Source organism: Pseudomonas sp. CFBP2511 (assembly GCF_030209255.1).
Classification (GTDB): domain Bacteria; phylum Pseudomonadota; class Gammaproteobacteria; order Pseudomonadales; family Pseudomonadaceae; genus Aquipseudomonas; species Aquipseudomonas avellanae.
This window is the reverse complement of sequence record NZ_JARVSI010000028.1, coordinates 50,641-73,407: the sequence shown is the minus strand read 5'-3', so window position 1 is coordinate 73,407 and position 22,767 is coordinate 50,641. Positions and strand designations below refer to the sequence as shown.

The window sequence follows — 22,767 nt, the reverse complement described above, 5'->3', positions numbered from 1 at the left end:
AGGGCGCGCGTTTTTCTTGACATTCAGATCTTATCTGGCACGCCGAATCTAGCAGGAACCCCATCATGGATGCGTTTGAACTCCCCGACACCCTGGCTCAGGCCCTTCAGCGTCGCGCCTCGCAGACGCCGGATCGGCTGGCCCTGCGTTTTCTCACCGACGAGAAAACCCAAGGGCTGGTGTTGACCTACCGTGATCTGGACCTGCGCGCACGCACCATCGCCGCCGCGCTTCAGCGTCAGACCGTACCGGGGGATCGGGCGATTCTGCTGTTCCACAGCGGGCCGGATTATGTCGCTGCGTTTTTCGGCTGCCTGTACGCCGGTGTGATCGCGGTGCCGGCTTACCCGCCGGAATCCAACCGCCGTCATCATCAGGAGCGGCTGCTGTCGATCATTGCTGATGCCGAGCCACGTCTGGTGCTGACCGCTTCCGACGTGCAGCCTGCCCTATTGCAGATGGAAGAGCTGGCCGCTGCCGATGCGCCGCCACTGCTGTGTGTCGATACGCTGGACAGCGCTTTGGCCGATGGTTGGCAGGGGCCGCAGTTGCAAGCCGACGACATCGCGTTTCTGCAATACACCTCGGGCTCGACGGCCTTGCCAAAAGGTGTGCAGGTCAGTCATGGCAATCTGGTCGCCAACGAGCTGTTGATTCGGCATGGCTTTGGCATCGACGTCAACCCGGACGACGTGATCGTCAGCTGGCTGCCGCTGTACCACGACATGGGCCTGATCGGCGGCTTGTTGCAACCGATTTTCAGCGGCGTGCCGTGCATCCTCATGGCCCCGGCCTATTTCCTCACGCGGCCGTTACGCTGGCTGGAGGCAATCAGTGAATACGGCGGCACCATCAGCGGCGGGCCTGATTTTGCCTACCAACTGTGCAGCGCACGGGTCAGCGATTCGGCGCTGGAGCGGCTGGACCTGAGTCGCTGGCGCGTGGCGTATTCCGGCTCCGAGCCGATCCGCGAAGACAGCCTGAATGCGTTCGCCGAGAAATTTGCCAGTTGTGGCTTCACGCCGGACAGCTTCATGGCGTCCTACGGCCTGGCCGAAGCCACGCTTTATGTGGCCGGCGGCAAGCGCGGCAAGGGCATTCCTTCGCTGCGTCTGGATACGCAGGCGCTGGCGCGCAACGTGGCCGAACCGGGCGACGGTCAACCGGTCATGAGCTGCGGCACCGGCCAGCCGGGGCACGGCGTGTTGATTGCCGACCCTGTCACCCTGCACGTGCTGGCTGAAAACAGCATTGGCGAAGTCTGGGCCAGTGGGCCGAGCATCGCCCACGGTTACTGGCGCAACCCTGAAGCCAGCGCCAAAACCTTCGTCCAGCATGACGGCCAGACCTGGCTGCGCACCGGCGATCTGGGCTTTCAGCGCCACGGCGAGCTGTACATCACCGGCCGTTTGAAAGACATGCTGATCGTGCGCGGGCACAACCTGTATCCGCAAGACATCGAGAAAGTGATCGAGCGCGAAGTCGATGTGGTGCGCAAAGGTCGCATTGCAGCATTTGCCGTCAATCAGGACGGCAGTGAAGGCATCGGCATTGCCGCCGAAATCAGCCGCAGCGTGCAGAAAATCCTGCCGCCCGAAGCGCTGATCAAACTCATCCGGCAAACCGTGGCCGAGGCCTTTCAGGAAGCGCCGAGTGTTGTGGTGCTGCTCAATCCGGGCGCGTTGCCCAAGACTTCCAGCGGCAAATTGCAGCGTTCGGCCTGCCGCACCCGTCTGGCCGATGGCAGCCTCGACAGCTATGCCGTATTTCCTGCATCCGGTACGACCATTCAAAACCACACTTCAAGCACCGGCTCGGAACTGCAAGCGCAGATCGCCAGCGTCTGGTGCGAGCAGTTGCAGTGCGAACAGGTCAGCGCCGACGATCATTTTTTCCTGCTCGGCGGCAACTCGATTGTGGCGACCCAGGTGGTGGCCAGGTTGCGCGAGACGCTGGGCATCGACCTGAACCTGCGGCTGCTGTTTGAAGCGCCAACGCTGTCAGCCTTTGCTGCGCAGATAGAAGCGCTTCAGATCGCTGCATCGCAAGGCAACAGTCAGGCGCAGAACGCTATCGTTCGCCTGCCGGGCAACGAGCATCTGCCGCAATCGCTGGCGCAGAACCGTTTGTGGTTCCTTTGGCAGCTTGATCCGCAAAGCAGCGCCTACAACATTCCTGGTGGGCTGCACCTGCGTGGCGAGCTGGATATCAATGCATTGCGCAGCAGCTTCCAGCGCCTGATTGAACGGCATGAATCACTGCGTACGCGGTTTTACGAACAGGACGGTGTGGCCCTGCAACGCATCGACGCAGCGGGCGAATTTCAGTTGCACAGCATCGACATCAGCGAGCTGCCCGGCGAGGAGCGCCAGGCGCGTGCGCGTGCGATCCGTGAAGAGCAGGCGCGTCTGCCGTTCGATCTGCAAAACGGCCCGTTGCTGCGCGTGACGCTGCTGCAACTGGACGAAGAAGAGCATCAGTTGCTGGTCACGCTGCACCACATCATTGCTGATGGCTGGTCGCTGAATGTGCTGATCGACGAGTTCTCGCGCCTCTATGCATCGGCTGTTCAAGGTCAGACCCTGGAACTGACGCCTTTGCCGCTGCGCTACGCCGACTACGGCCAATGGCAACGTGAATGGCTGGCGCAAGGCGAGGCCGAGCGCCAGCTCGACTACTGGAAGCAGCAACTGGGTGATGAGCAGCCAACCCTGACGCTGAGCACCGATCACCCGCGTTCGCTGCGCAAGCAGCACAGCGCTTCGCGTTACAGCCTGCGCCTGAGCGCCGAACTGAGCGCGGCGCTGAGCAATACGGCGCAGGCCTGGCAATCGACACCGTTCATGCTCTTGCTGGCCGGCTTCCAGACCCTGTTGCATCGCTACAGCGGGCAGACCGATATTCGCATCGGCGTGCCCGGTGCCAACCGCCCGCGCCATGAAACTCAGGGCCTGATCGGCTTCTTCATCAACACCCTGGTGCTGCGTGCGCAACTGGACCCACGCCTGCCGTTTTCGACCCTGCTGAGCCAGACCCGCCAAGCCGCACTCGACGCCCAAGCGCATCAGGACGTGCCGTTCGAGCAACTGGTCGAAGCCTTCCCGCAGGCGCGTGAGCATGGTTTGTTTCAAGTCATGTTCAACCACCAGCAACGCGACCTCAGCGCCTTGCGCCGGCTGCCGGGGCTGCTCGCCGAAGAGCTGCCGTGGCACAGCCGCGAGGCCAAGTTCGACCTGCAACTGCACAGCGAAGAGGACCGTAACGGTCGCCTCAACCTGTCCTTCGACTACGCCGACGAGTTGTTCGAGCGCGACACTATCGTGCGTCTGGCCCGGCACTATGTTCAGTTACTGACCCAGGTCAGCCAGCAGGCACAGGTCGCGCTGGGCGACCTGCAATTACTCAACGCTGACGAGCTGGCCGAACAGGCGCAATGGAGCGCCGCGGCCTGCACGCCTGCGCAAAACTGGTTGCCTGAATTACTGGAGCGTCAGGCGCTGCAAACCCCTGAGCGTATTGCGCTGGTGTGGGAGGGCGGCAGCCTCGATTTCGCCGGCCTGCATGCCCAGGCCAATCGTCTGGCGCATTACTTGCGTGACAAAGGCGTCGGCCCGGACATCAAGGTGGCGATTGCCGCCGAGCGTTCGCCACAGCTCTTGATTGGTCTGTTGGCGATCATCAAGGCCGGTGGCGCTTACGTGCCGCTGGACCCGGATTACCCGACGGATCGACTGGCCTACATGCTGCAAGACAGCGGCGTCGAACTGCTGCTGACCCAGAGCCATCTGCTCGGCGACCTGCCGAGTGCCGAGGGCGTTTGCACGCTGGCGATGGACATGCTGCACCTGGACAACTGGCCGGTCAGCGCGCCGGGCCTGCACCTGCACGGCGACAATCTGGCCTACGTGATTTACACCTCGGGTTCCACCGGTCAGCCCAAAGGCGTCGGCAACACCCACGCGGCCTTGGCCGAGCGCCTGCAATGGATGCAGGCCACGTACGCGCTGGACGAAACCGACGTGCTGATGCAAAAGGCACCGATCAGCTTCGACGTGTCGGTGTGGGAATGTTTCTGGCCGCTGATCACCGGCAGCCGCCTGCTGCTGGCAGGCCCCGGCGAACACCGCGACCCGCACCGCATCGCGCAACTGGTCAACGAATATGGCGTGACCACGCTGCATTTCGTGCCGCCTCTGCTGCAACTGTTCATCGACGAACCGCTGACGCAGCAGTGCAGTAGCCTGCGTCGCCTGTTCTCCGGCGGCGAAGCGCTGCCGAGTGAACTGCGCAACCGGGTGCTGGAGCAACTGCCGAACGTGCAGTTGCACAACCGTTATGGCCCGACCGAAACCGCGATCAACGTCACTCATTGGCAGTGCCTGCGTGCCGATGGCCTGCGTTCGCCCATCGGTCGTCCGCTGGGTAACGTGCTGTGCCGGGTGCTGGACAGCGAGCTGAACCCGCTGCCACGCGGAGTCGCCGGTGAGCTGTGCGTCGGTGGCATCGGCCTGGCGCGTGGTTATCTGAACCGTCCGGGCCTGACTGCCGAACGCTTTATCGCCGATCCGCTGGGCCAGCCGGGCGAACGCCTGTACCGCACGGGTGACCTGGTGCGCTGGGCGGTTGATGGTGCGCTGGAGTATCTGGGGCGTCTCGATCAGCAGGTCAAACTGCGTGGCTTCCGCGTCGAGCCGCAGGAAATCGAAGCCCGCCTGTTGGCTCAACCGGGCGTTGGTCACGCCGCCGTGCTGGTGCGCGAAACCGCCGCTGGCCCGCAACTGATCGGTTATTACACTGCTGAAGCCGGGCAGGACGTTCAGGCCGAACGCATCAAGTCGGCCCTGGCGCTGGAACTGCCGGACTACATGGTCCCGGCGCAACTGGTGCGCCTCGACAGCATGCCGCTGAGCCCGAGCGGCAAGCTGGATCGCCGCGCCTTGCCCGAGCCGCAATGGCAAACCCGCGAACATGTCGAGCCGCACAGCGACCTGCAAAAGCAGATCGCCGCTGTCTGGCGACAAGTGCTGGGCGTGCCGCGTGTCGGCCTGCGCGATGACTTTTTCGAGCTGGGCGGGCACTCGTTGCTGGCCACGCAGATCATTTCCCGTGTGCGTCAGGCTTGCGACATCGACCTGCCGTTGCGCGCGTTGTTCGAGGCCAGCGAGCTGGGCGCATTCGCTGAACAGGTTCAAACCCTTCAGCAGTCTGGCGCACGCAACAGCCTGCAACCTATTGCTCGCGTCGATCGCAGCCAACCGGTGCCGCTGTCCTATTCGCAGCAGCGCATGTGGTTCCTCTGGCAGATGGAACCCGACAGCCCGGCGTACAACGTCGGCGGCATGGCACGCTTGAACGGCGTGTTTGATATCGAGTGTTTCGAGGCCGCGCTGCAAGCCTTGATCCTGCGCCACGAAACCCTGCGTACTACCTTCCCGAGCGTCAACGGCGTGGCCTGCCAGAAAGTTTCCGGGCAGACCGGCCTGAGCGTGCAGTGGCAGGACTACTCTGCGCTGCCTGCCGAGGTTCGTCAGCAGCGCATTCAGGCGCTGGCCGACAGCGAGGCGCATCAACCCTTCGATCTGGAAACCGGGCCGTTGCTGCGTGCCTGTCTGGTCAGGGCGGCGGAGCTTGAACATTACTTCGTCCTGACCCTGCACCACATCGTCACCGAAGGCTGGGCGATGGATATCTTCGCCCGCGAACTGGGCCTGCTTTACGAAGCGTTTCTGGACGGCAAGCCGTCGCCGCTGGAGCCGCTTGCGGTGCAGTACCTCGATTACAGCGTCTGGCAGCGTCAGTGGATGGAAGCCGGCGAGCGTCAGCGCCAACTGGATTACTGGACCGCGCAACTGGGCAACGAGCATCCGCTGCTGGAACTGCCTTGCGACCGGCCGCGTCCGCCCGTGCAAAGCCATCAGGGTGAGCTGTACCGCTTCGATCTGGACCCCGAGCTGGCCGCCAAAGTCCGCGCTTTCAATGCCCGCAACGGTTTGACCCTGTTCATGACCATGACCGCCACGCTGGCGGTGCTGCTCTATCGCTACAGCGGCCAGAATGACCTGCGCATCGGTGCACCGGTGGCCAACCGCATTCGTCCGGAAAGCGAAGGGTTGATCGGCGCGTTCCTCAACACCCAGGTGCTGCGCGTGCAGCTCGACGGGCAGATGAGCGTCGCGCAGTTATTTGAACAGGTGCGCCACACGGTAATTGAAGGTCAGTCGCATCAGGACTTGCCGTTCGATCATCTGGTCGAAGCCCTGCAACCGCCACGCAGCGCGGCCTACAACCCGCTGTTCCAGGTGATGTGCAACGTGCAGCGCTGGGAATTCCAGCAAAGCCGCGATCTGGCGGGCATGACTGTCGACTACCTGGTCAACGATGCGCGGGCTACCAAATTCGACCTCAACCTGGAAGTCACCGAGCTGGATCACCGCCTGGGTTGCTGCCTGACCTACAGCACCGATCTGTTCGACGAACCGCGCATCGCACAGATGGCCGAACACTGGCTGAACCTGCTGCAGGCGTTGCTCGTCGATCCGCAGCAGCGTTTGAGTGAGCTGCCGCTGTTGCAGAACGCCGAGCGCCAGCAGTTGCTCGACAGCCTCGGTGTTGAAGCGGGCGAGCAGCGTCTCGATCAGTGCATTCACAGCCTGTTTGCCGAACAGGCCCGATTGCGCCCACAGGCGGCGGCGTTGACCTTTGCCGGCGAAACCCTGAGTTACGCCGAGCTGAACGCCCGTGCCAACCAACTGGCTGGAATGCTGCGCCAGCGCGGCGTCGGCCCGCAGGTGCGGGTTGGTCTGGCGCTGCCGCGCTCGCTGGACATGGTTGTCGGCCTGCTGGCAATCCTCAAGGCCGGTGGCGCCTACGTGCCGCTCGACCCGGAATACCCGCTGGAACGCCTGCACTACATGATCGAAGACAGCGGCGTCGGTCTGTTGTTGAGCGATCGAGCGTTGTTTGCCGCGTTGGGCGAGTTGCCTGCCGGTGTGGCCCGCTGGTGCCTGGAAGACGATCAGCCTCTGCTGGCGTCTTTCTCGTCCGATGAACTGCCGTTTATCAGCCTGCCGCAGCATCAGGCGTACCTGATTTACACCTCCGGTTCGACCGGTAAGCCCAAGGGCGTGGTGGTGTCCCATGGTGAAATCGCCATGCATTGCCAGGCGGTGATGCGTCGCTTCGACATGCAGCCGGACGACTGCGAACTGCATTTCTATTCGATCAACTTCGATGCCGCCACCGAGCGTCTGTTGGTGCCGTTGCTCAGCGGCGCACGCGTGGTATTGCGCGCGCAAGGCCAGTGGGACGCCGAAGAAATCTGCACGCTGATTCGTGAGCAGCAGGTCAATATTCTCGGTTTCACCCCCAGCTACGGCAGCCAGTTGGCGCAATGGCTGGCGACTCAGGGGCAGACTTTGCCGGTGCGCATGTGCATCACCGGCGGTGAAGCGCTGACCGGCGAACACTTGCAGCGCATTCGCGCGGTGTTCCAGCCCGAGCTGTTTTTCAATGCCTACGGCCCGACCGAAACCGTGGTCATGCCGCTGGCCAGCCTGGCGCCGCAGCAACTGGAGGAAGGCGAAGCCAGCGTGCCGATTGGGCGCATCGTCGGCGCGCGCGTGGCCTATATTCTCGACGCCGATCTGGCGCTGGTGCCACAGGGCGCCAGTGGCGAGTTGTACATCGGCGGTGCCGGTCTGGCTCAGGGCTATCATCAGCGCCCCGGCATGACCGCCGAGCGTTTCGTGGCTGATCCGTTCGCCAGCAATGGCGGGCGTCTGTACCGCACCGGCGACCTGGTGCGCCAGCGCACTGACGGTCTGGTGGAGTACCTGGGGCGTATCGACCATCAAGTGAAGATTCGTGGTTTCCGCATCGAACTGGGCGAAATCGAAAGCCGATTGCTTGAGCATGAGTCGATTCGCGAAGCCGTGGTGCTGGCGCTGGACACGCCGTCGGGCAAGCAACTGGCAGGCTATCTGGTCAGTGAGATGGCCGGTCAGGGCGATGAACAGCAGGCGCAACTGCGTGAATCGCTGAAAGCGCACCTCAAGGCGCAGTTGCCGGATTACATGGTGCCAACCCACCTGATGCTGCTCGCCAGCATGCCGCTGACCGCCAACGGCAAGCTGGATCGCCGCGCCTTGCCTGCACCGGACCCGGAGCTCAATCGTCAGCATTACATCGCGCCCGCCAGCGAGCTGGAGCAGCAACTGGCGGCGATCTGGTGCGCGGTGCTGAACGTCGAGAAAGTCGGCCTCAACGACAACTTCTTCGAGCTGGGCGGTGATTCGATCCTGTCGATTCAAGTGGTCAGCCGCGCGCGTCAGGCGGGTATTCATTTCAGCCCGCGTGATCTGTTTCAGCATCAGACCGTGCAGACCCTGGCCGCGGTGGCGACCACCCGTGAACTGATTCAGGCCGAACAGGGGCTGCTTGAAGGTGCGTCCGCGCTGACGCCGATTCAGCACTGGTTCTTCGACACGCCGATCCCGCAGCGCCAGCACTGGAATCAGTCGCTGGTGCTGGAGCCGGTCAGCGCCCTTGATCCACGTATTCTGGAGCAGGCGTTACGGGCCGTGCTTGAACAGCACGACGCCTTGCGCCTGAGTTTCACCGAGCAGAACGGCAAGTGGCAGGCCGAGCACCGCGCCGTCACCGCTGAAACCCTGCTGATCCAGGCGCGGGTTGCCGACATGGCCGAATGTGCAGCCTTGTACGCCGACACCCAGCGCAGCCTCGACCTGCAAAACGGCCCGCTGCTGCGTGCCTTGCTGGTTGACGGGGCGCAGGGCCAGCAACGCCTGTTGATGGTTATTCACCACCTGGTGGTTGATGGCGTTTCGTGGCGTGTGCTGCTCGACGATTTTCAAACGGCTTATCGCCAGTTGAGCGACGTTACGCCAGTGCGTTTCGCCGCCAAGACCAGTGCGTTCCGCGACTGGGCCGCGCGCTTGCAGGCCTATGCGGGTAATGAATCGTTACGTGAAGAGTTGCATGTCTGGCAGCGTCAACTGGGCGGTCCTGCGACCAATCTGCCGTGCCATAACTCGCAGGGCGGCCAGCAGAATCGTCACGCGCAAACGGTCAGCGTGCGGCTGGATGCCGAACGTACCCGGCAACTGCTGCAACAGGCCCCCAGCGCCTACCGCACTCAGGTCAACGACCTTCTGCTGACGGCACTGGCGCAAGTGGTCTGCCGTTGGAGCGGGCAGCCATCGGCCCTGATCCAGCTGGAAGGGCACGGTCGCGAAACCCTGTTTGACGACATCGACCTGACCCGCACCGTGGGCTGGTTCACCAGCGCCTATCCGCTGCGCCTCACGCCAGCACTGGCTGCCGACGCAGCGCCGGGCGACTCGATCAAGGCGATCAAGGAGCAACTGCGCCAGGTGCCGCACAAAGGCCTTGGCTATGGCGTGCTGCGCTATCTGGCCGATGCTGCCAGCAAGGCCGCCATGCAGGCGCTGCCAGTGGCGCCGATCACCTTCAATTACCTTGGCCAGTTCGACCAGAGCTTCGCCGACGATGCGCTGTTCCGTCCGCTGGAAGAGTCGGCGGGTGAGGCCCATGATCCGCACGCGCCGCTGCCCAATGAGCTGAGCTTCGACAGCCAGGTGTATGGCGGCGAACTGTTGCTGCGCTGGACCTTCAGCGCCGAGCGTTATCAGCCCGCCGCCATCGAAGCGTTGGCGCAGGCTTATCTGAATCAGTTGCAGGCGCTGATTGCCCATTGCCTGAGCGATGGCAGCGGTGGTCTGACGCCTTCGGACTTCCCGCTGGCCGATCTGGATCAGACGCAACTCGACGCGCTGCCGGTCCCTGCGACGCACATTGAGGACGTCTACCCGCTGACGCCGATGCAGGAGGGCATGCTGCTGCACACCCTGCTGGAACCCGGCACCGGCCTGTATTACATGCAGGACCGCTACCGCATCAACAGCGCGCTCGACCCGGAGCGTTTCGCCCAGGCCTGGCAGGCGGTGATTGCCCGTCACGAAGCGCTGCGTGCCTCGTTCTGCTGGGACATTGGCGAAACCATGCTGCAGGTCATTCACAAGCCAGGCAGCACGCCGATTGATTATCTGGACTGGCGTGATGTGCCTTCGGACGAACAGGAACCGCGCTTGCAGGCCTTGCTCAAGTCCGAGCGCGAGGCTGGTTTCGATCTGCTCAATCAGCCGCCGTTCCACCTGCGCCTGATCCGCGTCGATGAAGCGCGCTACTGGTTCATGATGAGCAACCACCACATCCTCATCGATGCCTGGTGCCGTTCGCTGCTGATGAACGACTTCTTCGACATTTACACCGCGTTGGGTGAAGGGCGTGAAGCACAACTGACGCCTGCGCCGCGCTATCGCGATTACATCGGCTGGCTGCAACGCCGTGGCCTGGTGCAGGCGCGCGACTGGTGGCAGCACAACCTGCGCGGCTTTGAACGGCCGACGCCGATCCCCAGCGACCGTCCGTTCCTGCGTGAACATGCCGGTGACAGCGGCGGCATGGTGGTGGGCGATTGCTACACCCGCCTTGATGAACGCGACGGCGCACAACTGCGTGAACTGGCCCAGCAGCATCAACTGACCGTCAACACCTTCGCCCAGGCGGCGTGGGCCTTGACCTTGCGGCGCATGAGCGGTGATCGCGACGTAGTGTTCGGCGTTACCGTGGCCGGGCGGCCGGTGGAATTACCGCAGATGCATCGCACCGTCGGCCTGTTCATCAACACCATCGCCCTGCGCGTGGGCATGCCGGGCGACGAACAGCGCTGCACGGTTCGTGACTGGCTAAGCCAGTTGCTGGACAGCAACATGCAACTGCGCGAGTACGAATACCTGCCGCTGGTGACCATTCAGGAAAACAGCGAGCTGCCCAAGGGTCAACCGCTGTTCGACAGCCTGTTCGTGTTTGAAAACGCGCCGGTGGAAGTCTCGGTGCTCGACCGTGCGCAAAACCTCAACGCCACCTCGGATTCCGGCCGCACCCACACCAATTACCCGCTGACGGCGGTCTGCTATCCGGGCGATGACCTGGGGCTGCACCTGTCCTACGACCAGCGTTATTTCGACGAGTCCACCGTGCAGAGCATGCTCGACGAGTTCAAGCGCCTGCTGCTGGCGCTGATCGAAGGTTTCCATGGCGACATGGCCGGGCTGGCGCTGGTCAGCGAGCAGGAGCGCACGTTCCTGATCGAGGGCTGCAACCAGAGCGATCACGCTTACCCGCTGGATAAGAGCTACGTCGAACTGTTTGAAGCGCAGGTTGAAGCGCATCCAGAGCGTATTGCGGTCAGTTGTCTGGATCGCCAGCTTGGCTACGCCGAGCTGAATATCGCCAGCAATCGACTGGGCCATGCGCTGATCGAGGCCGGGGTTGGCTTCGATCAACCGGTGGCTTTGCTGGCCGAGCGCGGGCCTGAATTGCTCGGCATGATCATCGGCAGCTTCAAGGCCGGTGCCGGTTACCTGCCGCTGGACCCGGCGCTGCCGAATGTGCGACTGAGCGGCATCATCGCCCAGAGCCGCACGCCGGTGCTGGTGTGCAGTGCGCAATGTCTGGATCAGGGCAGGGCGCTGCTTGAGGTGCTGCCTGAGTCCCATCGTCCGCAGTTGAGGGTCTGGGAAGACGTGCAGCAGAGCGAATCAGCGCAGCACAATCCGGGTCGCTACAGCGCGGCGGATAACCTGGCTTACGTGATTTTCACTTCCGGCTCCACCGGGCTGCCGAAGGGCGTGATGGTTGAGCAGCGCGGCATGCTCAATAACCAGTTGAGCAAGGTGCCCTACCTGAACCTGCGCGACAGCGATGTGATCGCCCAGACCGCTTCGCAAAGTTTCGACATCTCGGTCTGGCAGTTCCTCGCCGCGCCGCTGTTTGGCGCGCGGGTGGACATCGTGCCGAACGATATCGCCCGCGACCCGCAGGCCCTGTTGGCGCATGTGCAGGCGCAGCGCATCAGCGTGCTGGAAAGCGTGCCGTCGCTGATTACCGGCCTGCTTGCCGAACAGCACGCCACCCTCGACAGCCTGCGCTGGCTGCTGCCGACCGGCGAAGCCATGCCGCCGGAGCTGGCCAGCCAGTGGCTGCAACGCTACCCGGCTATCGGGCTGGTGAATGCCTATGGTCCGGCTGAATGTTCCGACGACGTGGCGTTCTTCCGCGTTGACGCAGACTCCACACGCAGCGCGTACCTGCCGATCGGTTCGCCGACTGACAACAATCGCCTGTACCTGCTCGACGACGCGCTGGACCTTGTGCCGCTGGGCGCAGTGGGCGAGTTGTGCGTCGCCGGGGCCGGGGTCGGTCGCGGTTATGTCGCGGATCCGTCGCGTACGGTGCCGGTGTTCGTGCCGCATCCGTTCGGTGCGCCGGGCGAGCGTCTGTACCGCACCGGCGACCTGGCGCGGCGGCGCAAGGACGGCGTGCTGGAGTACGTCGGCCGGGTCGATCATCAGGTGAAGATTCGCGGCTACCGCATCGAGCTGGGCGAAATCGAAACCCGTCTGCTGGAGCATCCGGCAATCCGTGAATCGGTGGTGCTGGACATCGACGGTCCGCTGGGCAAAGTGCTGGCGGCGTATCTGGTGCCAAGCGTTGCCACGCAGGATCACGATGCGCTGCGAGACGCGCTGAAAAGCCACCTCAAGGCCAGCCTGCCGGACTACATGGTGCCTGCGCATCTGGTGATTCTGGACGCGATGCCACTGACGCCGAACGGCAAACTCGACCGCAAGGCTCTGCCCGCGCCGGACGTCAGCCAGGCGCAGCAGGAATACCTCGCGCCGCAGACCGAAATGGAGCAACAACTGGCGACCATCTGGGCCGATGTGCTCAAGGTCGAGCGGGTGGGCATCACTGACAACTTCTTCGAGCTGGGCGGGCATTCACTGTTGGCCACGCAAGTGGTCACCCGTGCGCAGAAGCTGCTGCAACGTAACGTGCCGTTGCGGGCGATGTTCGAATTCAACACCGTTCAGGCGTTGGCCGAGCATCTTGAAAGCCTTGGCGGGGCGCAGGTCGACGAGCAGAAATTCGACCGCCTGGCGGACTTGATGGCGGAACTGGAAGGGTTCTGATCGGCCTTCGGTCGGCGCGCCGGCGCTGCGGATAAAAAACTCGTTACCGGGTGTAAATCCGCAGCGCGCTGGCGCGTTTTCAAGGGATGGAATAAACGCCTGAACCGGCATGGCCCACCGTCATGCATCAGGTCATTCAACCAGCGTATTGAGGGTTGCACAGATGTCAGTCGCTACTAGGTTTATCGATGATCAGTTGACCCGGATAACTCCGGCAGCGGCCGAGACGCTCTACCAGTTCGACGAGTCGCCATTGCTGGCCCGGCAGAGTCGCCAGGAGTCCAACGCGCGCAGTTACCCACGGCGCATCCCGCTGGCGCTCAAGCGCGCCAAGGGCATTCATGTCGAGGACGTCGAAGGGCGGCGCTTCATCGATTGCCTGGCAGGCGCGGGCACGCTGGCGCTGGGGCATAACCATCCGGTGATCATCGACGCGATTCAGCAGGTGATCAGCGATGAATTGCCGCTGCACACCCTGGACCTCACCACGCCGGTCAAAGACCAGTTCGTGCAGGACCTGTTCGGCCTGCTGCCGCCAGCGCTGGCCAATGAGGCGAAGATCCAGTTCTGCGGCCCGACCGGTACCGATGCGGTGGAAGCTGCGTTGAAACTGGTGCGCACTGCCACCGGGCGCAGCACCGTGTTGTCGTTTCAGGGCGGTTATCACGGCATGAGCCAGGGCGCGTTGAGCCTGATGGGCAGTCTTGGGCCGAAAAAGCCGTTGGGTGCCTTGCTCAGCAGCGGCGTGCAGTTTCTGCCGTATCCGTACGATTACCGCTGCCCGTTCGGGCTGGGTGGCGAACAGGGCGTGCGCGCCAACCTGCACTACCTGGAAAACCTGCTGAATGACCCGGAAGCGGGTGTGCAATTGCCTGCCGCGGTCATTCTTGAAGTGGTGCAGGGCGAGGGCGGGGTGATCCCGGCTGATCTGGACTGGCTGCGCGGTGTGCGACGGATCACGGAAAAGGCCGGTGTGGCGCTGATCGTCGACGAAATTCAGAGCGGCTTTGCGCGCACCGGCAAAATGTTTGCCTTTGAGCACGCCGGGATCATTCCCGATGTGGTGGTCCTGTCCAAAGCCATCGGCGGCAGCCTGCCGCTGGCGGTGGTGGTTTACCGTTCCTGGCTCGACACCTGGCTGCCGGGCGCGCATGCCGGGACATTCCGTGGCAATCAGATGGCGATGGCCACCGGTTCGGCGGTGATGCGCTATCTCCAGGAACACAATGTCTGTGAGCACGCGACGGCGATGGGCGCGCGGCTGGTCGGTCATTTGCAAGCGCTGCAGCGCGACTTCCCGCAGTTGGGCGACATTCGCGGTCGCGGGCTGATGCTGGGTGTCGAACTGGTCGACCCGGCGGGTGCGCGCGATGCGCAAGGTCATCCACCGGTGTTTGCCCGTCTGGCCCCGCTGATCCAGCGCGAATGCCTCAAGCGCGGGCTGATTCTGGAACTGGGCGGTCGGCATGGCAGCGTGGTGCGTTTCCTGCCGCCACTGGTGATCACCGCCGAGCAGATCGACGAAGTGGCAGAAATTTTTGGCCGCGCGCTTAACGCCGCCGTTGCACAGCTTTAATTTTTCGACGTAGCGATACGTTCAATCCCTATAGCTGCCATGAATTGGCATGGCGGCACTGAACTACCACGGAGAGCAGCAATGACTTCAGTATTCGATCGGGAAGACATCGTCTTTCAAGTTGTAGTCAACCACGAAGAACAGTACTCGATCTGGCCCGACTACAAAGCCATCCCCAACGGCTGGCGCACGGTCGGCAAAAGCGGCTTCAAGAAAGAATGCCTGGCTTACATCGAAGAAGTCTGGACCGACATGCGCCCCCTGAGCCTGCGCCAGAAAATGGAAGCGCAGACGACGTTAAGTCACTGATTTGACCTATCGTGCGACGCTCCGCGTCGCCATGCCGTTCCGGACATTATCTGCGTCCTCTTTGCGACGCAGAGCGTCGTGACCTGCATTCCTACGCTGGAGCGTGCGGAACGATAACCCAACTATCGTGCGACGCTCCCGCTCTCACCCAGTGCCTTTACAATCCCCTGAATATCCCCCTGCAACTCAATCAGCGGATCAGCGCCATCAATCCCCAGCACCAGCAACCTGCTGCCTGCCGCTTCAATCGCAGCCTTCACCGGTTCTGGCGGCTGACGATGATCGAGCACCAGCGCCACGTCGTTGTCCTTGAGGGTCGCGCTCAGCTTGCCCAACGCCTCGGGCGTCCACTGTTCATCAGTCAGAACCTGGCTGTCGATCAGCTCCAGGTTCAGCCCGCTGATCAAGTAACCAAAACGGTCCGACAAACTCACCACACTTAAATTGTCGGCACCGGCCAGCGCCGCCTCACTGCTGGCACTCAGCTTGAGCAACCGCTGCTTGAACGCCGCCAGGTTGGCCTCGATCTTCGGCTTGGCCGCCGGTGCCAGACGCACCAGGTCCGCCGCCAGTACGTCCGCCATGCGCCCCATGTTGTTGCTCGCCAGCCACGGCTGGCTGTTCAGCCCGTCAGTGCCCGACCCCGGCTGCACGGCGATCCCCGGCAAACCACCGTCCACCGGCCGCGCCGCATCAATCTCGACGATACGAATATTGCTGCGCCGGGCGTTGGGGTAGAGCGGGTCATCCGCCCAGATCGAACGCAAGCCGATTACCGCGTCGGCGTTGTTCGCCAGACCGCGCAGGGCATCGGCACCACGACCTGTGAAGTAAGCGGTCTGGCGCGAGCCGGGCAGGTTGGCCGCAGCAGCGCGTTCCAGCACGACACCGCTGTCCTTGAGCAGCATCTCGCTCAGGCCATAGGTGATCGGCAGGCTGGCCAGCACCCGTACCGGTTGAGCGCTGTCGGCCTGGGTGTCGGCCGCATACAGGCTGTTGCTGAACAGACCGGTCAGGGCCAGCGCCAGGGTCAATGTGCGTAAAGTATGCATTTATCCAATATTCCCTTTCAGGCCGGGCAGTGTGCCGCGAGCGATGGCGGCCAGGGCGAAGGCAACGCCGGCCACCAGAATGATCGCCGCGCCGGACGGCACCGGCAGGTCGAAGACGATAGGCAGCAGAATGCCGCACAAGGTACTGACGGTCGCGATAGCCACCGAGATCCAGAAAAAGCCTTTCAGCGACTGGCTCAGCAGCCTGGCCGCTGCGGCCGGAATCACCAGGAGCGCACCGACCAGAATCGCGCCGATGACTTTCACGGCGGCCACGGTGATCAGCGTTACCAGAATCACAAACAGGTAATCCAGCGTCTTCACCGCCACACCGCGCACAGCCGCCAGTTGCGGGTTGAAACTGGCCAGCATGATGCGGTTGTACAACGGCAGGCTCAGGCCCATGACCAGCGAACCGACGATCAGCAGCACCAGCAGGTCATTGCCGTTGACGGTCAGCACCGAGCCGAACAGCACGTTTTCCAGAATGTGCACGTTGATCTTGCCGGCCAGCACCAGCAGCAGGCTCGCGCCGAGTGCCAGCGACACCGAGAGGAACACACCGATCAGCGTGTCCGGCGCCAGCCCGGTGCGGTTGCGCAGGTAATTGAGGACGATGCCGAACAACAGGCAGTAACCGAACAGCGCACCATATGGGCCGGTATAGGGCTCACCGAGCAGAATGCCGATAGCCACGCCGGTCAGCGCCGCATGGCCTACGGCTTCAGAGAAGAACGCGAAGCGCTTGACCACCACCAGCGTGCCCAAACCACCGAGCACCGGACCGATCAGCAGCCCGGCCAGCAGGGCATTGACCACAAAGCCATACGCCAGCGCTTCGGGCAGATAACCGGAAGAGGCGAGGCCCTGAATGAACAGGCGAAACGTTTCGTAATCCATCACTCTGCGCTCCCGTTAGCGGCATTCACTGCACGAGGATGAGCAGAAAACAACGTCAGCAGGCGCTCCGGGGTCAGCGCCGTGGCGGCAGGCTCGTCGAACAGCACGCGGCGATTGAGCCCGGTCACCTGATCCGCCAGCCGCCGCAACGCATCCAGATCATGCTCGATCCACAGCACCGTGATGCCGCTGCGACGCCAGTCACCCAGCAAACGCTCAAACACCTGAATGCCCGCTTCATCGAGCGCCGACATCGGCTCATCCAGCACCAGCAATTTCGGCGCCGGAATCAGCCCCTGCGCCAGCAGCACGCGCTGGCGTTCGCCACCAGACAACGCGCCCATGCGCCGTTTGCGTTTATCCTGCAGGCCGACCCGTTCCAGGGCCTCGCCAATCGCCCCTGCGTAGTGCTTCGACAAACCGAGAAACGCCGGACGCCGCTGACACATGGCCGCCATGAAATCGTCCACGGTCATAGGCAGCCCCCGATCAAACTCCAGCGCCTGCGGCACGTAGCCGATCAGGCCCGGCGCGGCAGGCCATTGCAAACTCAATTGGCCCTGATGCGGTGTCTGCCCGAGGAGGGTCTTGATCAGCGAGCTTTTGCCGCCGCCGTTCGGCCCGACCAGTGCGTGCACGCTGCCGGCCCGCACGCTGAAATGCACCCGGTCGAGAATCGTGGTGCGCCCTAACGTCAGGCTCACCTGATTGAACTCGATGCCTGGCCCCTGGCTGACGATGTCGAGGTTCTGCGCAACAGTCATGCGCCGGACTCCTGAATCGCCCGCACCACGGTGTCGAGGTTACCGACCATCTCCTTCTCGTACTTGTCGGCGGTGTATTCGCCATAGGAAATATGCGACAGCGGGTACAGCTTGACCCCGGATTCACGCTGAATGGTATCGACGTAGGTGGACGGGAAATCCATCTCCGAAAAGATCACCTTCACGTCCAGCTCACGCAACTGGTCGATGGTCTTTTTCAACTGGCTGGGGCTGGGTTCGATGCCGTGCGCAGGTTCCACCACCGCCGTCACTTCCAGGCCAAATTCGCGCAGCAGGTAGTCGTAGGCCGCATGCACCGTGGCCACGCGCAGGTCGGCGTTGGGCGCTTTGGTCAGCTTGGCGAGGGCGTCGGCACGCATCTGCCGCAGACGCTTGCCATAGGCACGGGCGTTGGTGGTGTAGGTTTTAGCGTTGTCCGGGTCCAGCTTGCCCAGTTCGCGAGCAATATTGTTGACCTGAGCGATGGACGCGCTGATCGACAGGAACGTGTGCGGGTTGACCACCTTGCCTGCGCCACGCGCTGCAACGCCGGTGGCCGCCAGCAACGGCACGTCGGCATTGGCCTCGATGGTCTTGATGTCTGGCGTTTCGCTGGCGGCGATCATACGGTCGGCAAAATCGTCATGACCCACGCCGTTGAGCACGATCACGTCCAGCGAACCGATGCGCTTGATGTCCTCGGCGCGGGGTTCGTAGGCGTGCGGGTTGAAACCGGCCGGGATCAGCGGCACCACTTCGGCCTTGTCACCAACGATGTTGCTCACGTAGCTGTAATACGGGTGCAGGGTGATGCCGATGCGCAGGCGCTTGGCCGGGTCGGCGGCGAAGCTGGCGGGCGCCAGCATGGCGGCAAACAGGCTGAGCAACAGAACGCGAAGGAAAGGGCGGCGTTTGAATGAAATAGGCATGGGCAAGCGGTCTTCTTTCAAAGGAATGCGGAGTTTCAGTGCGGGTGCTGACGGGTTACGCCAGCATCGAATTGCGCGACGACCTGTTTCCAGCCTGCGTCGATCAAGGCCTTGTCGCCCAGGTCGCTGACAGGGGGTATCGAAGCGCTGCGGTTGATCCAGATGTCGGCCTGATTGCCACGGGATGAGTCGACGCGCATCAGAAACGAACCGGCCACGCCTGGCGTCTGGCTCAAGCCCAGATAGGACTGCTCGACCATTTGCCAGGCATGGCCTCCACGGCTGACCGAACTGGCGTCCTGGGCGAACGGCGCAAAGCCTTCTTCGCCCAGTTGTTGCGGGGTAATCGGCGTTTGCTGCTCTTCGGTCAGCAAGCGGATCTCATCCAGCGTTACGCGTAGGTCGGCGTAGATGCCTTGCTCGGCGGCGGTCAGGTCACGTCGCGCATCGAGTTGATGGCTGGCCACGCTGTGCACGTCCTGTGTTTCGCGGTGCAGGCTGACCACGCTGGCGGCAGCGGCCATGATCAGCACGCACAGCAGCAACACGTAGAGGGTTTCATGCCCGGCACCTGCCGGACGGACGATTTGTCGGGTGGGTGCACTCATGGGGTCGGGATGTCCGCCTGATCGATTTCCACCACATGGCCAGGGCCTGCGTCGAACAGCACGTAGAACTCGGACGCCGGGCGCTTGAAGGTCACGGTCGAATCTTCACCCAGCTTGCCCGGCACCAGAATGGTTTCGTCGTAGCCGATCACGTCGAGGGTCACGCCAGGTGCGCCACTGCCGTCGGAAAAACCGCCGGTGCAGCGGATCTGCTCGTTGTCGATCTGTTTGCATTCGCACATCGGGTTGTGCGCCAGGGCGTTGCCGCTCAGGCCAAGCAGGCACAGGGCGCCGGCCGTCAGCCAGCGCAGGGAAGGGCGGGCACTCATGGTGTGGCTCCTTGTTTTTTCAGCCACGCCGCGGTAGTCGGCGAAGCCTGTTGCAGAGGGATGGAAGTCTGATACACGGTGCCGTCCCAGCCTTCCATAGTGATCCACAGGTCGGAGTCGGGGCTGGTGTTTTCGGCAACCTGCATGAACGCGCTCATGCGATAGCCGCCGCCGAAGAAAATCACCCCGGCGGTGCGCAGGCTGCGCGGCTTGCCGATGCGCAGGTACGTGGCCTTGACCCGGTCGATGCAGGCGTTGCACAGCGCAGCGTTGAAGCTTTTCATGTAGCCCGACGGGCCGGACAGGCGCGGGGCTTCGTTGCGGTCCTCTGCCAGACGCAGGCTCCACGGACCGACCTGAATCTCGCCGACCTCGCGTTGACCGAGGCCCTTGTCGCCGCGATCCAGCGCGTTGTCGGAGAAGTACTTGGGCATGAAACCCAGCGGGATCAGCACCAGCAGCACGTTGATGTGGAAGCGCCACTTATGCCAGAAACGGCTCAGCGACGATGCAGGTGGTGCGACAGCGACCTTGCTCACAGGCTGTTCTCCGGGGTGCGGGTCGCCACTGGCGAGGTGTGGGGTTCCGGCGTGTACGCGACAGGCCTGGTTTTGCCTTCACGCTTGAGGGCGTTAAGCGTCGCCAGTGCGGTGCGCTTGCTCCAGATCAACAGGCCGCTGAGGACCATCATGCTCAGGATCAGGCCGAAGAACGCCCAGATCAGCTTGATCCAGATACCGCCGAAGTCGCCGGTGTGCAACGGGCGCATGGATTCAGTGACGAACTCCAGCTTGTTGCGGTCCGACAGCAGGTGCGAGGCGGCTATTTCGCCGCTGTACGGATTGATTTCGGCGGTCTGGAACATCAGCGGGTACCAGCTGCGCCCGCCGACCTGCATGTTGCTGTAGGCATTGAACGGCGGGGTGATGAAGCTCGCCTCGAGACCTGGAATCCGCTCTTTGGCGATGGCCACGGCTTTTTCCAGACTGATGGTCGGCGCGGGGCTGCCGTCGGCGGTCAGTGGCACGGCGCTGTGCGGGATGATCGACGCGACTTGGGATTTGCTGGAAATACTGATCTGGTTATCACCCAGAATCGCCTGAATCAGAAACCAGGTGCCGGTGATGGAAATCACCGCGATGAACCAGATCGACCACACGCCGCTGAGCCGATGAATGTCGCCCCAGAAAATCCGTGGGCCCTGGCTGAAACGCACCGGCTTGAAAAAGCCGCGCCAGAATTTCTTGTAGACCACCAGCCCGGTCACCAGCGAAGCCAGCAACGGCAGGCCGAGAATCGACACCAGATACCAGCCCCACGAATAGCCATTGGTGAACGGCACCAGCCACCAGCCGTGCAGGGCGCGGGTGAAGCGGCGGAAGTCGAAAGACGGCGTGAGGCCTTGAATCACCCCGGTGTAGGGGTTGACGTAAGCCGGCACCGAGCGGCCGTCCGGGTAAGTCACGAACACGCTGAGGGCGAAATAGTCGCCGTCGGGCTGCATGATCGTGCCCACGATCAGGTCCGGCTCGTTGCGCTCGATGGTGGCGCGAATCTGCTCGAAGTTCATGCGCTGGGCATCATCGGAGGGGCGGTTGTCACGCATCTCCGAATTGGCCAGCCACATGATTTCCTTGCTGATCACCGCCAGCGTACCGGTCACGCAGACGATCAGCACGAAGAACCAGATGGGCAGGGCCAGCCAGCTGTGGACGAGAAACCAGATTTTTGAACGGGACTTCTTCGACATGGATAAACAATCTCGATTCACGATGTAGAGCGTGCGCAAGGCCGGGCTCCCTGTTTTTTACGTGCAGGTTCTTTACGCGCGGGCGGTATAAAGCCTCGCATTCAGTTAAAGACGAATGAGAACGAGATTCCTGTAGGAATATTTTGCGTTTAAATGAAAAAAATTGTTTCAGAGCTGCCGGAAACCCCCGCACCGCGCAGGAAAAGGGGCTGGGCTGCTAATTTTTCAGCCGCGAAGTACGTTCAATCTGCACATGGGTGTTGCGCCAGGCCGCAGGGGTTCTGGAGCTTTTGCCATCGAGGGAGAGACATCATGAGTCATGCGTTGAGTTTGGATATCCGGCCGCTGCTGGCGGGGGCGGGCACGTTGCCCATGCTGGTGCAGGCGCCCGAGCCAGGTCTGGACTTGATGGAAGCGCTGGGTGAGCTAAAGCCGCTGGTGGCCGAGCACCTGTACAGCGCGGGTGGCATCCTGTTTCGCGGTTTCGAGGTTGGCGGCGCCGAGGCGTTTCGTGAGTTCGCGGCCGGTTTCGGCGATCCGCTGCTCAATTACGAGTTTGGCTCCACGCCGCGCAGCAACGTGACCAAAGGGGTGTACACCTCGACCGAATACCCGGCGCACCAGAGCATCCCGCTGCACAACGAGCAGGCCTACACGCTGGACTGGCCGATGAAAATCTGGTTCTACAGCATGATCGCGGCACAGACCGGCGGCGAAACGCCGATTGCCGACAGTCGCGAGATCTACCGACGCATTCCGGCGCGCATTCGTGATCGCTTCATCGAAAAAAAGCTCATGTACGTGCGCAACTACGGCAACGGGCTGGATGTGGAATGGAGCCAGGTGTTCAACACCGAAGATGAACGTGTAGTCGAAGCGTATTGCCAGGCACACAACATCGAATGCGAATGGAAAGACGACGGGGAACTGCGCACCCGGCAAATCTGCCAGGCAGTGTCCCGCCATCCGGTGACCCAAGACACGGTCTGGTTCAACCAGGCGCACCTGTTCCACATCTCCAACCTGCAACCGGAAGTGCGCGAAACCCTGCTGGACGTTGTGGACGAAGAAGACCTGCCGCGCAACGTCTATTACGGCGACGGCTCGCCCATCGAAGAAACCCTGCTGGACGAGATTCGCGGCGTACTCGACGACTGCACCGTCAGCTTCCCGTGGCTGGAAAACGACGTGCTGATGCTCGACAACATGCTCACCGCCCACTCCCGCGCACCGTTCACCGGCAAGCGCAAAGTCGTGGTGGCCATGGCGCAGGGGCATTCGGATAAGTAACCGCTTGTAGATTATCGTGCCTGCGCTCCGCGTAGGCATGCAGTTCTGGACGCTCTGCGTCCTCTCTTGGGTGGGCGGTGCAATGCAGAGCGCCAGCCTCGAGAAACCTTTCTAAATATTTCCCCGCCAATTCGTTCTTGTTGATACGACCCCGCCCGACGGTCAGCCCCATTCAGCAAGGATT

12 protein-coding genes are annotated in these 22,767 nt (G+C 62.6%); 4 read left to right on the top strand and 8 right to left on the bottom strand.

Features of this window, described 5'->3' with window-relative positions:
• Positions 1-65: 65 nt before the first annotated feature.
• From QRN38_RS23005 to QRN38_RS22995, 3 genes are all read left to right on the top strand, one after another.
• Positions 66-13,076 (top strand): non-ribosomal peptide synthetase, encoded by a 13,011-nt coding sequence (locus QRN38_RS23005; RefSeq protein ID WP_057417980.1) that lies wholly within the window; start codon positions 66-68, stop codon positions 13,074-13,076.
• A gap of 163 nt (positions 13,077-13,239) precedes the next feature.
• Entirely contained in the window at positions 13,240-14,652 is a 1,413-nt protein-coding gene (locus QRN38_RS23000) for an aspartate aminotransferase family protein (protein ID WP_005770701.1), read from the top strand.
• An 81-nt stretch (positions 14,653-14,733) separates the two neighbouring features.
• A complete protein-coding gene (locus QRN38_RS22995; protein ID WP_010204644.1) occupies positions 14,734-14,961 on the top strand; it encodes an MbtH family protein in 228 nt (75 codons plus the stop codon).
• Between the two features lie 122 nt (positions 14,962-15,083).
• Here the strand turns inward: QRN38_RS22995 and QRN38_RS22990 are convergent, their stop codons facing one another.
• From QRN38_RS22990 to QRN38_RS22955, 8 genes are read right to left on the bottom strand one after another with little or no spacing between them, the layout of a single operon-like run.
• On the bottom strand, positions 15,084-16,013 hold the full coding sequence (locus tag QRN38_RS22990; RefSeq protein WP_054089741.1) for a metal ABC transporter substrate-binding protein: 930 nt from the start codon (positions 16,011-16,013) through the stop codon (positions 15,084-15,086).
• Positions 16,014-16,913 (bottom strand): metal ABC transporter permease, encoded by a 900-nt coding sequence (locus QRN38_RS22985; protein WP_005770695.1) that lies wholly within the window; start codon positions 16,911-16,913, stop codon positions 16,014-16,016.
• Entirely contained in the window at positions 16,913-17,677 is a 765-nt protein-coding gene (locus QRN38_RS22980; RefSeq protein WP_057417979.1) for a metal ABC transporter ATP-binding protein, read from the bottom strand. Before QRN38_RS22980 ends, QRN38_RS22985 begins: the two co-directional genes overlap by 1 nt.
• Positions 17,674-18,606 (bottom strand): metal ABC transporter substrate-binding protein, encoded by a 933-nt coding sequence (locus tag QRN38_RS22975; protein ID WP_054089743.1) that lies wholly within the window; start codon positions 18,604-18,606, stop codon positions 17,674-17,676. The genes QRN38_RS22980 and QRN38_RS22975 overlap by 4 nt, the downstream gene beginning before the upstream one ends.
• A gap of 35 nt (positions 18,607-18,641) precedes the next feature.
• Complete coding sequence (locus QRN38_RS22970; RefSeq protein WP_054089744.1) at positions 18,642-19,214, bottom strand: DUF6162 family protein; 573 nt, start codon at positions 19,212-19,214, stop codon at positions 18,642-18,644.
• Positions 19,211-19,543 (bottom strand): hypothetical protein, encoded by a 333-nt coding sequence (locus tag QRN38_RS22965; protein ID WP_005770686.1) that lies wholly within the window; start codon positions 19,541-19,543, stop codon positions 19,211-19,213. The genes QRN38_RS22970 and QRN38_RS22965 overlap by 4 nt, the downstream gene beginning before the upstream one ends.
• Positions 19,540-20,082, bottom strand: a complete 543-nt coding sequence (locus tag QRN38_RS22960; RefSeq protein ID WP_054089745.1) for a PA2404 family protein — start codon at positions 20,080-20,082, stop codon at positions 19,540-19,542. Before QRN38_RS22960 ends, QRN38_RS22965 begins: the two co-directional genes overlap by 4 nt.
• A complete protein-coding gene (locus QRN38_RS22955; RefSeq protein ID WP_024666553.1) occupies positions 20,079-21,293 on the bottom strand; it encodes a PepSY-associated TM helix domain-containing protein in 1,215 nt (404 codons plus the stop codon). Before QRN38_RS22955 ends, QRN38_RS22960 begins: the two co-directional genes overlap by 4 nt.
• A gap of 312 nt (positions 21,294-21,605) precedes the next feature.
• Between QRN38_RS22955 and QRN38_RS22950 the strand changes: the two genes are divergently transcribed.
• Positions 21,606-22,583, top strand: coding sequence for a TauD/TfdA family dioxygenase (locus QRN38_RS22950; RefSeq protein WP_011103869.1), 978 nt, complete (start codon positions 21,606-21,608; stop codon positions 22,581-22,583).
• Positions 22,584-22,767 lie beyond the last annotated feature (184 nt).

Coding starts and splice junctions, on each gene's coding strand:
- QRN38_RS23005 (WP_057417980.1), top strand. CDS start 66: ATGGATGCGTTTGAACTCCCCGACACCCTGGCTCAGGCCCTTCAGCGT.
- QRN38_RS23000 (WP_005770701.1), top strand. CDS start 13,240: ATGTCAGTCGCTACTAGGTTTATCGATGATCAGTTGACCCGGATAACT.
- QRN38_RS22995 (WP_010204644.1), top strand. CDS start 14,734: ATGACTTCAGTATTCGATCGGGAAGACATCGTCTTTCAAGTTGTAGTC.
- QRN38_RS22990 (WP_054089741.1), bottom strand. CDS start 16,013: ATGCATACTTTACGCACATTGACCCTGGCGCTGGCCCTGACCGGTCTG.
- QRN38_RS22985 (WP_005770695.1), bottom strand. CDS start 16,913: ATGGATTACGAAACGTTTCGCCTGTTCATTCAGGGCCTCGCCTCTTCC.
- QRN38_RS22980 (WP_057417979.1), bottom strand. CDS start 17,677: ATGACTGTTGCGCAGAACCTCGACATCGTCAGCCAGGGGCCAGGCATC.
- QRN38_RS22975 (WP_054089743.1), bottom strand. CDS start 18,606: ATGCCTATTTCATTCAAACGCCGCCCTTTCCTTCGCGTTCTGTTGCTC.
- QRN38_RS22970 (WP_054089744.1), bottom strand. CDS start 19,214: ATGAGTGCACCCACCCGACAAATCGTCCGTCCGGCAGGTGCCGGGCAT.
- QRN38_RS22965 (WP_005770686.1), bottom strand. CDS start 19,543: ATGAGTGCCCGCCCTTCCCTGCGCTGGCTGACGGCCGGCGCCCTGTGC.
- QRN38_RS22955 (WP_024666553.1), bottom strand. CDS start 21,293: ATGTCGAAGAAGTCCCGTTCAAAAATCTGGTTTCTCGTCCACAGCTGG.
- QRN38_RS22950 (WP_011103869.1), top strand. CDS start 21,606: ATGAGTCATGCGTTGAGTTTGGATATCCGGCCGCTGCTGGCGGGGGCG.